The organism is Bradyrhizobium sp. URHA0013 (genome assembly GCF_000518345.1).
Taxonomy (GTDB): domain Bacteria; phylum Pseudomonadota; class Alphaproteobacteria; order Rhizobiales; family Xanthobacteraceae; genus Bradyrhizobium.
Genome location: NZ_JADK01000007.1, coordinates 267,274 through 279,140, shown reverse-complemented (window position 1 = coordinate 279,140; position 11,867 = coordinate 267,274). Strand labels below are relative to the sequence as shown.

Here is an 11,867-nt window from a genome sequence, read left to right as displayed (position 1 = left end):
TGAAAGCGGACAAAACCGCAAGGCGCGCTCAGAAGGGGACCTCTCCATGACCGATCTCAACCGCCGCCATTTGCTCGCAGGCGCCGCCGCCCTCAGTGCGGCGGCCGTGACCAAGTTTGGACCGACCGCCGCCAATGCCGCGGTGCCGCAAGCCGGCACGCAGGCGCCGGGCTTCTACCGCTATAAGGTCGGCAGCTACGAGTGCACCTCGATCAATGACGGCGCCCGCACTTTCCCGATGCCGGACAAGTTCGTCGTCAACGCGCCGAGGGAGGAAGCGCTGGCCGCGGGCGAGGCGGCCTACATGCCGAAAGGCATGGTCACGTTGCCGTTCAATCCGCAGCTCATCAACACCGGCTCCAAGCTGGTGCTGATCGATGCCGGCAACGGCATTGCGAATTTCGAGGCGAGCAAGGGCGCCGTCGGCCGCACGCTGCAAAACCTCCAAGCCGCCGGCGTCGACCCCAAGAGCATCGACGTGGTGCTGCTCTCGCATCTGCATCCGGATCACACCAACGGCATTCGTCTCGCCGACGGCGCGCTTGCCTTCCCCAATGCGGAGATCATGGTGCCGGGCAAGGACTGGGAGTTCTGGACCAGCGAGGACAACGCCGCCAAGGCCGAGTCCAACGCGATGATGAAGAACTACTTCGCCAACGTGAAGAAGACCTTTGCCGGCCTCGAATCCAAGGTGACGAAATACGAGTGGGGCAAGGAGGTCGCGCCGGGCATCACGTCGATCGCGACGCCCGGCCACACCCCCGGGCACACCTCGTTCGCGGTCGCCTCGGGCGATGCCAAGGTGCTGATCCAGTCCGACGTCACCAACATCCCAGAGTTCTTCCTGCGCAATCCGGACTGGCATGTGATGTTCGACACCGATGCTGCGCTGGCGCAGGAGACCCGCCACAAATTCTACGACATGGCGGCAGCCGAAAAGGCGACCGTGATCGGCTTCCACTTCACCTTCCCCTCGGTCGGCCATGTCGAGAAGGACGGCGCCAAATATCGCCTGATCCCGTCGGCGTGGAATCCGACGATCTGAGCCGGTTTGCAGATTTGTGCCGAGGAGTCAGGCCGCCACTTGGCGGCCTGATTGTTTGGGCAACCGTTCAGAAACCTAGCGTTTCCAAATCCGACCGGTCCATGCACTTGCATCCATCACTCGGGACCGCTTAAGTGCCGCCCCGGCACTCCCGCTGAAGATTTCGAGGACACTCCATGGCCTACAATATCGTCACGATCGCCGGCAGCCTGCGCAAGGACAGCTTCTCGCTGAAGATCGCTCATGCGCTCGCCAAGCTCGCGCCGGCTTCGCTCAAGCTCGAGGTCATCACGCCGGCCGGCATCTCGTTCTTCAACCAGGACCTCGAGGGCGCGCCGCCGGCCGATTGGCTGTCTTTTCGCGAAAAGATCCAGAAGTCGGACGGCGTCATCTTCGTCACGCCGGAATACAATCGCGCGATCCCGGGCGTGCTGAAGAACGCCATCGACGTCGCCTCGCGGCCCTACGGCAAGAGCTCGTTCAACGGCAAGCCGGTCGGCATCGTCGCGAACTCGCCGGGTCCGCTCGGCGGCGTCAGCGCCGCCAAGACGCTGCAGAACATCCTGCCGGGCATTTCCGGTCCGATCCTGCAGCAGCCGGAGGCTTATCTGAACGGGGTGGGCGACGCCTTCGACGCCGACGGCAATCTGACGAAGGAGTCCCTGAAGCCCGTGCTCCAGGCCTATATCGACGCGTTTGCGGTGCACGTGGCGAAGCACCACGGCTGAGGCGCGATTCTCAGGACTTCGTCATGGCCGGGCAAAAGCGCGAAGCGCGTCTTCGCGCTAGATGTCCCGGCCATCCACGTGCTCGCTAAATTGACGAAGAACGTGGATGCCCGGCACAAGGCCGGGCATGACGGCTAAGTCAGGCACGGGAACGCGATGCGGGCGGGGGCAATTAGCACGCCCTTAACCAACCTGTCCCATCTTCCCAGGATGGTCTCCCGCGCGCGCCTGAAATCGATCCTGACCGGTCTTGCCCTCTATGCGATGGCGGCCGCCATCGTCGGCTATTTCGGCGTCAACGCCTATACCGGCAAATACGGCCTCAACGCCCGCCAGGAGCTCGACCAGGAGATCGTGGCGCTGACGAGCGAGCTTGCCCAGCTCAAGCGGGAGCGTGCCAGGAGCGAGCAGCGCGTTTCGCTGCTGCGCTCCGCGAAGATCGACCCCGACATGCTGGACGAGCGGGCGCGCTTCCAGCTCGACTACGTCAATCCGCGCGATCTCGTCCGGACGATCCCGGCGAACTGACAGCTCTTCCGAAAGTTGAAGGCCTCCAAGTTGAAGGCCTGGAACCGGACTGCCGTCTTGACGGCAGCGCCGCAACCGGCTCATGGCTTCCATCATCATGGCCAGGGTTGACGCAGATCAACCGGGCCGTGCCGGCACCGTCTAGATTGCCACCCGGAGGAAACAGTGATGAATGGGCAATCCCCCCGGCATCACGCTGCCCGTGTCGAGGCCGCCATTACGTCAGGCCAGGCGGCACGCTCGTCGCTCGTGGCCTCGTGGCGCCGTTCATCCAGATTGCATCGTCTTGATCCCGCCGGCCGTAGCTCGCCGAACCGGCTGAGCGAAGCCGAGCTGCACCGCGCGCGGGAGCGCGTCGCGCCGCTGCTCGCCGCCGCGCGGGGTGCGATGGACCGGCTCCATCAGGCGGTCGGCGCCAGCGGCTGCTGCGTGCTGCTTGCGGACGGCGAGGGCGTGCCAGTCGATCGCCGCGGCAGCCCGGCGGACGATGCGACATTTCAGTCCTGGGGCCTCTGGACCGGCGCGCTCTGGAGCGAGGAGCATGAGGGCACCAACGGCATCGGCACCTGCCTCGTCGAGCAGCGTCCGCTGACGATCGACCGCGATCAGCATTTCTTCACCCGCAACACGCTTCTGAGCTGCACCGCCGTTCCGATCTACGACCATGAGGCTGCGTTCGCGGGCGTGCTCGACGTCTCCTCCTGCCGCGCCGACCGCACCGACGTGTTTTCCAGTCTGATCGCGCTCGCGGCCGGTGAGGCGGCCAGGCGTATCGAGGCCGATCTGTTTCGCAGGGCCTTCGCCCATGCCCGCATCGTGCTGACGCAAGCTGCGGACGGCCAGTGCGGCGGCCTCGTTGCGGTCGATGCGGACGATCTCGTGATCGGCGCCACCCGGTCCGCCCGAGCGGGACTCGGGATTGCGCCCGGCCGGGCGTTGCAGCCGATGCCTGCCGCCGATCTCCTCGGCGGCGACACCGCGCGCGACCATCTTGCCGGCGGTCAGCGCGCAGTGTTGCAGCGGGCGCTCCTGCGTGCGGGCGGCAATGTCTCGGCGGCCGCCAAGGCCCTCGGCGTCAGCCGCGCCACGCTGCACAGAAAACTCAAGCGGTTCGAGCTGAACGCGCATTGAGCTGCTGGTAGATCCTCATGGTGAGGAGACCGCGAAGCGGTCGTCTCGAACCACAAGATGCCCTGCTGTCACCCCAGCCATCCTTCGAGACGCGCGCAAGAGCGCGCTCCTCAGGATGAGGTCAGTATGTGCGGCGGCGTCATTACGTGCGGCGGCACGACGTGCAGCCTCGTCACCTGTCGCAGAACTGCGACAGGTCGGCTCCGTCATCGCTCCTATCAGGGCTGACAGAAGACGCCTCCCGCGACATCGTCGGCGCAAGTCGCGACCACGCGACGAATTGCGCAAACAGCAAACATCGGGAGCGATCAATGAACAAGGTAGAATTCCTCAGCGTCACCAAAATTCCCTTCGCCGAACGCTACGACAATTTCATCGGCGGCAAATTCGTCGCGCCGATCTCCGGCAAGTATTTCGACAACGCCTCGCCGGTGACAGGCCAGATCGTCTGCAAGATCGCGCGCTCCGACGCGCAGGACGTCGAGGCAGCGCTCGACGCAGCGCATGCCGCGAAGGCCGCTTGGGGCCGCACCAGCGTCGCCGAGCGCGCCGCGATGCTGAACCGGATCGCCGACCGCATGGAAGACAATCTCGAGCGTCTCGCCATCGCCGAGACCTGGGACAACGGCAAGCCGATCCGCGAGACCCGCGCAGCGGACATCCCGCTGGCCATCGACCACTTCCGCTATTTCGCCGGCGCCATCCGTGCCCAGGAAGGCTCGATCGGCGAGATCGATCACGACACCGTTGCCTACCATTTCCACGAACCGCTCGGCGTGGTCGGCCAGATCATCCCCTGGAACTTCCCGCTGCTGATGGCCTGCTGGAAGCTCGCGCCCGCGCTCGCCGCCGGCAATTGCGTCGTGCTCAAGCCGGCCGAGCAGACCCCGGCCTCGATCATGGTCTGGGCCGAGATCATCGGCGACATTCTGCCGCCCGGCGTCCTCAACATCGTCAACGGCTTTGGTCTGGAAGCCGGCAAGCCGCTCGCGTCCAGCCCGCGCATCGCCAAGATCGCCTTCACCGGCGAGACCACGACGGGCCGGCTGATCATGCAATATGCCAGCCAGAACCTCATTCCCGTCACGCTCGAGCTCGGCGGCAAGTCGCCCAACATCTTCTTCAGCGACGTCACTGCCGAAGACGACGACTTCTTCGACAAGGCGATCGAAGGTTTCGTCATGTTCGCGCTGAACCAGGGCGAGGTCTGCACCTGTCCGAGCCGGGCGCTGGTCCATGCCGACATCTATGACCGCTTCATGGAGCGGGCGCTGAAGCGCGTCGCCGCGATCAAGCAGGGCGATCCGCGTGCGGCCGACACCATGATCGGTGCGCAGGCTTCCGGCGAGCAACTCGCAAAAATCCTCTCTTACATCGACATCGGCAAGCAGGAGGGGGCAAAGGTGCTGGCCGGCGGCGGACGCGCCGAGCTTGGCGGCGATCTCGCCGGCGGCTTCTACGTCCAGCCGACCGTGTTCGAGGGCCACAACAAGATGCGCGTCTTCCAGGAGGAGATCTTCGGCCCCGTCGTTTCTGTCACGACCTTCAAGAACGACGAGGACGCGCTCGAGATCGCCAACGACACGCCCTACGGACTGGGGGCCGGCGTCTGGAGCCGCGACGCCAACCGCTGCTATCGCTTCGGCCGTGCAATCCAGGCCGGCCGGGTCTGGACCAACTGCTACCATGCCTATCCCGCGCATGCGGCCTTCGGCGGCTATAAGCAGTCGGGCGTCGGGCGCGAGACCCACAAGATGATGCTTGATCACTACCAGCAGACCAAGAACCTGCTGGTCAGCTACAGCCCCAAGAAGCTCGGCTTCTTCTGATCGGACGGAAGTGGGCGGCGCCGCTTCGGCGTCGCCCACTCCAAACGGCGGGACTTTATCGGCTCGACGCTTCTTGATGAGGTCACGAATCTGCGCGTGCGGCGACCGTGTCGATTTGTTGCCCGATCCGCGTCAAAGATTTTGCAATATTACGATCACGTTGCAGTGCGGCATAATGAAAGTCGTGCCATGCCGCCGCGGTGCTTTCCAAGGGCATTTGACTTGGGTTAGAGAGGGCTGAAGTTTTCTCTGACCCGGAATTCCCATGGCCGCACCCAAGAAAGCCGCCGCAAGCACTGCACAGGACAAGACCGACGGCGGTTCGCCCCCGGAATTCACCAGAGAGCAGGAGCTCAAGGCGCTCCGCGACATGCTCCTGATCCGGCGGTTCGAGGAAAAGGCCGGCCAGCTCTACGGCATGGGCGCGATTGGTGGCTTCTGCCACCTTTATATCGGCCAGGAGGCTGTGGTGGTCGGGATGCAGATGGCCCTGAAGCCGGGCGACCAGGTCATCACCGGCTATCGCGATCACGGTCATATGCTCGCCACCGGCATGGAGGCCAACGGCGTCATGGCCGAGCTCACCGGCCGTCGCGGCGGCTATTCCAAGGGCAAGGGCGGCTCCATGCACATGTTCAGCAAGGAGAAGCACTTTTACGGCGGCCATGGCATCGTCGGCGCCCAGGTCTCGCTCGGCACGGGGCTCGCTTTCGCCAATCACTATCGCGACAACGACAATGTCAGCGTCACCTATTTCGGCGACGGTGCGGCCAACCAGGGCCAGGTCTATGAGAGCTTCAATATGGCGGAGCTCTGGAAGCTGCCGGTGATCTACGTCATCGAGAACAACCGCTACGCCATGGGCACTTCGGTCTCGCGCGCCTCGGCGCAGCAGGATTTCTCCAAGCGCGGCGCCTCCTTCAACATTCCCGGCCAGCAGGTCGACGGCATGGACGTGCGTGCCGTCAAGGCCGCCGGCGACGAGGCGGCGGCCTGGTGCCGCGCCGGCAAGGGCCCCTTCATCCTGGAGATGCAGACCTACCGCTACCGCGGCCACTCGATGTCCGATCCCGCAAAGTATAGAACGCGCGAGGAGGTCGAAAAAGTCCGCCACGACCAGGATCCGATCGAGCAGGTGCGCAACCGCCTGTTGGCCGCCAAGGTCAGCGAGCAGGATCTGAAGGCGATCGACGCCGAGGTGCGCGACATCGTCAACGCGTCCGCCGATTTCGCCCAGCATGATCCCGAGCCGGATGCCGCCGAGCTCTGGACCGATATTTACCGCTGAACGCGCGCAAGCTTTCTTTTGGAGCCGATATGCCAATTCAAGTGCTGATGCCCGCGTTGTCGCCCACGATGGAGAAGGGCAACCTCTCCAAATGGCTGAAAAAAGAGGGTGAGACGATCAAGTCCGGCGACGTTATCGCCGAGATCGAGACCGACAAGGCGACCATGGAGGTCGAGGCGACCGATGAAGGTACGCTCGGCAAGATCCTGATCCCCGAGGGCACCGCCGACGTGGCAGTGAACACGCCGATCGCAACGATTCTGGCCGATGGCGAGAGCGCCGCCGATCTCGCCAAGGCGCCCGCGCCTGCCCAGCAGCAGAAGGCTGCCGAATCCGCAGCTCCTGCCGCCGCGAAGGCCGAGGCTCCAGCTCCCAAAGCTGCGCCGGCGCCGCAGGCCGTCGCAGAACCCGACCCGGAAGTGCCCGCCGGCACCGAGATGGTGACGCAGACCATCCGCGAAGCCCTGCGCGATGCCATGGCAGAAGAAATGCGCCGCGACGCCGACGTCTTCGTGATGGGCGAAGAGGTCGCCGAGTACCAAGGCGCCTACAAGGTGACCCAAGGGCTGCTTCAGGAGTTCGGCGCCAAGCGCGTCATCGACACGCCGATCACCGAGCACGGCTTTGCCGGCATCGGCGTCGGCGCTGCGATGACCGGTTTGAAGCCGATCGTCGAGTTCATGACCTTCAACTTCGCCATGCAGGCGATCGACCAGATCATCAACTCCGCGGCCAAGACGCTCTACATGTCCGGCGGCCAGATGGGCTGCTCGATCGTGTTCCGCGGGCCCAATGGCGCTGCTTCCCGCGTCGCCGCTCAGCACAGCCAGGATTATTCGTCCTGGTATTCGAACGTCCCGGGCCTCAAGGTCGTCGCGCCGTTCTCGGCCGCTGATTACAAGGGCCTGCTCAAGGCTGCGATCCGCGATCCCAATCCGGTGATCTTCCTCGAGAACGAGATGCTCTACGGTCACACCGGCGAGGTGCCGAAGCTCGATGACTTCGTGATTCCGATCGGCAAGGCGCGCATCGTGCGTTCCGGCAGCCATGTCACGATCATCTCGTGGTCGAACGGCATGAGCTACGCGCTGAAAGCCGCCGACGAACTCGCCAAGGACGGCATCGAGGCCGAGGTGATCGACCTACGCACGCTGCGTCCGATGGACACCGAGACCATCATCAACTCCGTCAAGAAGACGGGACGTGCCGTCACGGTGGAAGAGGGCTGGGCCCAGAGCGGCGTCGGCGCCGAGATCGCCGCGCGGATCATGGAGCATGCCTTCGACTATCTGGATGCGCCTGTAACCCGCGTCTCCGGCAAGGACGTGCCGATGCCCTATGCCGCGAACCTGGAAAAGCTCGCGCTGCCTTCGGCTGCCGAAGTGGTCGAGGCCGCTAAAGCCGTCTGCTACAGGTAGACCATGGCGGGCCCGAAGGAGCAGCCATTGCCACCCGACGTCCTCGTCCGCGATGATGCGGTCGAGATCCTGCGCGTGTTCGTGCTGGACGGCGGGCTGTCGATGGCGTTCCAGCGAGCCTTCGACGAGCCCGACATGTGGGGCCTGCTGCTCGTCGATCTCGCCCGTCACGCCGCGCGCGCCTATGCGCGCGAGAGCGAATACACCGAGGAGGACGCGCTGAACCGGATCATCGAGATGTTCCAGGCCGAGATCGAGCGTCCCACCGACACCGGCACCACGACGCCGCGCGGGAAGGGGCACTGACCGTGGCGATCGAATCCTATCATTTCGATTTCATGCTGGAGGCGATCCGCGAGGCGGAAGCCTCAATCGCGCAAGGCGGCCTGCCGATCGGCGCCGTGCTGACCCGCGATAACAAGGTGATCGCCCGCGGCCACAACAACCGCGTGCAGGAGAACAACCCGATCCTGCACGGCGAGATGAGTTGCCTGCGCGAGGCGGGTGCGATTTCGTTCCACGATACCGTCATGTACACCACGCTGTCGCCATGCGCGATGTGTGCCGGTGCGCTCGCGCTGTTCAAGGTCAAGCTCGTGGTGATCGGAGAGTCCGTTACCTTCGAGGGCTCCAAGGACATTCTCGACAAGTTCGGCATCCCGTGGATCGACCTTGCCGACGACCGCTCCATCACCATGATGAAAAATTGGCGTTCTATTCCTGCCAATGAGCGCCTGTGGCAGGGCGACATCGGCAACTAACCTGGTCTGTCCGTCTTCGGTCCGGAGACGGAATTTTGCAAAGTTCTTCTTGAGGTCAGCATGCCCATCAACATCCTGATGCCCGCTCTTTCGCCGACGATGGAGAAGGGCAACCTCGCCAAATGGCTGAAGAAGGAAGGCGACAAGGTCAAATCCGGCGATGTCATCGCCGAGATCGAGACCGACAAGGCGACCATGGAGGTCGAGGCCATCGACGAGGGGACGATCGCCAGGATCCTCGTGCCCGAGGGCACGCAGGACGTCCCGGTCAATGACGTGATCGCGGTGCTGGCCGGCGAGGGCGAGGACGTGAAGGCGGCAGGTGCCGCCAAGCCCAGTGCTTCCACCGCACCTCCGAAAGCTGCTGAAGCTCCCGCTGCCGCAGCGGCTCCTGCGGCTGCTGCGCCCAAGGCCGCGCCGGCGCCCGCCGCAGCACCTGCACCGCAGGCCGCAGCACCGGCCGTGCAGAGCAACGGACATGGCGGCCGCGTGTTCTCCTCGCCGCTGGCGCGTCGTCTCGCCAAGGAATCCGGCCTCGACGTGTCGATGGTGACTGGCACCGGCCCGCATGGCCGCGTGGTGGCCCGCGACGTCGAGCAGGCCAGGTCCGGCAAGGGCCTCAAGGCTCCCGCGGCGACGCCGTCAGGCGCGCCCTCGATCGCGCCGACCATGTCGGACAAGCAGATCCTGTCGCTGTTCGAGCCGGGCTCCTACGAGGTCGTCCCGCATGACGGCATGCGGCGCACGATTGCGCAGCGTCTGACCGCGTCGATCCAGAACGTCCCGCACTTCTACCTCACCATCGACTGCGACATCGGCAAGCTGCTCGCCGGGCGCGAGGAGATCAACGCCGCCGCGCCGAAGGACAAGGAGAAGAAGCCGCTCTACAAGATCTCGGTCAACGACTTCGTCATCAAGGCGATGGCGGTGGCGCTGCAGAAGATCCCGAATTGTAATGTGAGCTGGACTGAAAGCGGCATGGTCAAGCACCACCATTCCGACGTCGGCGTTGCGGTGGCGATGCCCGGCGGCCTGATCACGCCGATCATCCGCAAGGCCGAGACCAAGACGCTGTCGACCATCTCCAACGAGATGAAGGATTTTGCGACACGCGCCCGCTCGCGCAAGCTGAAGCCGGAAGAATACCAGGGCGGCACCACGGCCGTTTCCAACCTCGGCATGTTCGGCATCAGCCACTTCACCGCCGTGATCAATCCGCCGCACGCGACGATCCTCGCAGTCGGCACCAGCGAGGAGCGGCCAGTCGTCCGCGGCGGCAAGATCGAGATCGCGAACATGATGAGCGTGACCCTGTCCTGCGATCACCGTGCCATCGACGGCGCGCTCGGCGCGGAGCTGATCGGCGCCTTCAAGCAGCTGATCGAAAATCCCGTCATGATGATGGTGTAGCCCAGGGAGGCGCGGGGGTGAATGCGAACGCGCTGGCCCTGGATCTCCTTGTTGCTCTCGGCTGTGGTTGCACTCAATCCTGTCGGGCTCGATATTCTGCATTCCGCGTTCTTTGCCGGCGAGCAGCTGGCACGGAGCATCGGCCAGGCCGTCGTTCTGATCGCACTGGCTATCATGGCCGGCGCGATCCTGCTCGAATGGCTGGTCCGGGTTATCATTTCCAGGCGCCGCGTCCGCGGCGCCTCTTGAGTTGAATGGGGAGCCGCCATGGCCGACACATCCTTCGACATCATCATCATCGGCTCCGGTCCGGGCGGCTATGTCACCGCGATTCGCGCCGCCCAGCTCGGCTTCAAGGTCGCGATCGTCGAGAAATCCTATCTCGGCGGCATCTGCCTGAACTGGGGCTGCATCCCGACCAAAGCGCTGCTGCGCTCGGCCGAGATCTACCACTACATGCAGCACGCCAAGGATTACGGCCTGTCGGCGGACAACGTCTCGTTCGATCCGAAGGCGGTGGTGCAGCGCTCGCGCGGCGTCTCGAAGCGACTGAACGACGGCGTCGGCTTCCTGATGAAGAAGAACAAGGTCAGCGTGATCTGGGGTGCGGCCTCGATCGACGCGCCCGGCAAAGTCACCGTGAAGAAGTCCGACGTCGAGGGCCCAAAGGGCACGCTGGGTGAGGGGACGTATCAGGCCAAGCACATCATCGTCGCGACCGGCGCGCGGCCGCGCGTGCTGCCGGGCCTCGAGCCCGACAAGAAGCTGATCTGGACCTATTTCGAAGCGATGGTGCCGGAGCGGATGCCGAAATCGCTGCTGGTGGTCGGCTCCGGCGCGATCGGCATCGAGTTCGCGTCTTTCTTCCACACCATGGGTTCTGACGTCACCGTGGTCGAAGTGCTGCCGCAGATCCTGCCGGTTGAGGACGCCGAGATCGCAGGCCTGGCCCGCAAGCGTTTTGAGAAGCAGGGCATCAAGATCCTGTCCTCGACCAAGGTGACCAAGCTCGAGAAGAAGGCCGATAGCGTCGTCGCTACCATCGACGACGGCAAGGGCAAGCCTGTGACGACCGAGTTCGAGCGCGTGATCTCGGCCGTCGGCGTCGTCGGCAACATCGAGAATCTCGGTCTCGAAAAGCTCGGCGTCAAAACCGATCGCGGCGTCATCGTGATCGACGGCTACGGCAAGACCAACATCCCCGGCATCTACGCCATCGGCGACGTCGCCGGCCCGCCGATGTTGGCTCACAAGGCCGAGCACGAAGGCGTAATCTGCGTCGAGGCGATCAAGGGCCTGCATCCGCACGCCATGGACAAGAACCTGATCCCGGGCTGCACCTATTGCAATCCGCAGGTCGCCTCCGTCGGCCTCACCGAAGCCAAGGCCAAGGAGAACGGCCGTGAGATCCGCGTCGGCCGCTTCCCCTTCGTCGGCAACGGCAAGGCCATCGCCCTCGGCGAGGACCAGGGGTTGGTCAAGGTGATCTTCGACAAGAAGACAGGCCAGCTGCTCGGCGCCCACATGATCGGCGCAGAGGTCACCGAGTTGATCCAGGGCTACGTCGTCGCCATGAACCTGGAGACGACGGAAGAGGAGCTGATGCACACGGTATTCCCGCATCCGACGCTGTCGGAGATGATGAAGGAAGCCGTGCTGGATGCGTATGGACGGGTGCTGAATATTTGACGAGCGCGCATCGCCCCCCGCCACCGTCATTGCGAGCGAA

The 11,867-nt window shown here is 64.4% G+C and carries 12 protein-coding genes; all 12 read left to right on the top strand.

Annotated elements, in window-relative coordinates; genetic code table 11:
• The first annotated feature begins 46 nt into the window (after positions 1-46).
• The 12 genes from N551_RS0111510 to lpdA all read left to right on the top strand — a co-directional run bounded on the left by N551_RS0111510 (position 47) and on the right by lpdA (position 11,827).
• On the top strand, positions 47-1,045 hold the full coding sequence (locus N551_RS0111510) for an MBL fold metallo-hydrolase (RefSeq protein WP_027567109.1): 999 nt from the start codon (positions 47-49) through the stop codon (positions 1,043-1,045).
• A gap of 176 nt (positions 1,046-1,221) precedes the next feature.
• A complete protein-coding gene (locus N551_RS0111505; RefSeq protein WP_027567108.1) occupies positions 1,222-1,773 on the top strand; it encodes an NADPH-dependent FMN reductase in 552 nt (183 codons plus the stop codon).
• A 210-nt stretch (positions 1,774-1,983) separates the two neighbouring features.
• Positions 1,984-2,301: a septum formation initiator family protein gene (locus N551_RS0111500; protein WP_007590617.1), complete on the top strand. Its 318-nt coding sequence runs from the start codon at positions 1,984-1,986 to the stop codon at positions 2,299-2,301.
• Between the two features lie 168 nt (positions 2,302-2,469).
• Positions 2,470-3,432, top strand: coding sequence for a GAF domain-containing protein (locus N551_RS0111495; protein WP_027567107.1), 963 nt, complete (start codon positions 2,470-2,472; stop codon positions 3,430-3,432).
• A gap of 311 nt (positions 3,433-3,743) precedes the next feature.
• A complete protein-coding gene (gene adh / locus N551_RS0111490) occupies positions 3,744-5,261 on the top strand; it encodes an aldehyde dehydrogenase (protein ID WP_027567106.1) in 1,518 nt (505 codons plus the stop codon).
• A 265-nt stretch (positions 5,262-5,526) separates the two neighbouring features.
• Complete coding sequence (gene pdhA / locus N551_RS0111485; RefSeq protein ID WP_007590620.1) at positions 5,527-6,549, top strand: pyruvate dehydrogenase (acetyl-transferring) E1 component subunit alpha; 1,023 nt, start codon at positions 5,527-5,529, stop codon at positions 6,547-6,549.
• Positions 6,550-6,578: 29 nt separating this feature from the next.
• Positions 6,579-7,967 carry a pyruvate dehydrogenase complex E1 component subunit beta gene (locus N551_RS0111480; protein WP_027567105.1) on the top strand — a complete coding sequence of 463 codons (1,389 nt, stop codon included), beginning with the start codon at positions 6,579-6,581 and terminating at the stop codon, positions 7,965-7,967.
• A gap of 3 nt (positions 7,968-7,970) precedes the next feature.
• Positions 7,971-8,273, top strand: coding sequence for a DUF5076 domain-containing protein (locus N551_RS0111475; RefSeq protein ID WP_007590623.1), 303 nt, complete (start codon positions 7,971-7,973; stop codon positions 8,271-8,273).
• 2 nt (positions 8,274-8,275) lie between these two features.
• Positions 8,276-8,728: a nucleoside deaminase gene (locus N551_RS0111470; RefSeq protein WP_007590624.1), complete on the top strand. Its 453-nt coding sequence runs from the start codon at positions 8,276-8,278 to the stop codon at positions 8,726-8,728.
• 60 nt (positions 8,729-8,788) lie between these two features.
• The gene (locus N551_RS0111465; RefSeq protein WP_027567104.1) at positions 8,789-10,138 is read left to right on the top strand and encodes a pyruvate dehydrogenase complex dihydrolipoamide acetyltransferase; all 1,350 of its coding nucleotides are present in this window, start codon (positions 8,789-8,791) and stop codon (positions 10,136-10,138) included.
• Positions 10,139-10,159: 21 nt separating this feature from the next.
• Entirely contained in the window at positions 10,160-10,387 is a 228-nt protein-coding gene (locus N551_RS0111460) for a hypothetical protein (protein WP_027567103.1), read from the top strand.
• A gap of 18 nt (positions 10,388-10,405) precedes the next feature.
• Positions 10,406-11,827, top strand: a complete 1,422-nt coding sequence (gene lpdA / locus N551_RS0111455) for a dihydrolipoyl dehydrogenase (protein ID WP_027567102.1) — start codon at positions 10,406-10,408, stop codon at positions 11,825-11,827.
• Positions 11,828-11,867 lie beyond the last annotated feature (40 nt).

Bases quoted from the DNA above. Each gene is read 5' to 3' on its own strand.
- N551_RS0111495 (WP_027567107.1), top strand. From the start codon at position 2,470: ATGAATGGGCAATCCCCCCGGCATCACGCTGCCCGTGTCGAGGCCGCC.
- pdhA (WP_007590620.1), top strand. From the start codon at position 5,527: ATGGCCGCACCCAAGAAAGCCGCCGCAAGCACTGCACAGGACAAGACC.
- N551_RS0111465 (WP_027567104.1), top strand. From the start codon at position 8,789: ATGCCCATCAACATCCTGATGCCCGCTCTTTCGCCGACGATGGAGAAG.
- N551_RS0111510 (WP_027567109.1), top strand. From the start codon at position 47: ATGACCGATCTCAACCGCCGCCATTTGCTCGCAGGCGCCGCCGCCCTC.
- N551_RS0111505 (WP_027567108.1), top strand. From the start codon at position 1,222: ATGGCCTACAATATCGTCACGATCGCCGGCAGCCTGCGCAAGGACAGC.
- adh (WP_027567106.1), top strand. From the start codon at position 3,744: ATGAACAAGGTAGAATTCCTCAGCGTCACCAAAATTCCCTTCGCCGAA.
- lpdA (WP_027567102.1), top strand. From the start codon at position 10,406: ATGGCCGACACATCCTTCGACATCATCATCATCGGCTCCGGTCCGGGC.
- N551_RS0111460 (WP_027567103.1), top strand. From the start codon at position 10,160: ATGCGAACGCGCTGGCCCTGGATCTCCTTGTTGCTCTCGGCTGTGGTT.
- N551_RS0111480 (WP_027567105.1), top strand. From the start codon at position 6,579: ATGCCAATTCAAGTGCTGATGCCCGCGTTGTCGCCCACGATGGAGAAG.
- N551_RS0111500 (WP_007590617.1), top strand. From the start codon at position 1,984: ATGGTCTCCCGCGCGCGCCTGAAATCGATCCTGACCGGTCTTGCCCTC.
- N551_RS0111475 (WP_007590623.1), top strand. From the start codon at position 7,971: ATGGCGGGCCCGAAGGAGCAGCCATTGCCACCCGACGTCCTCGTCCGC.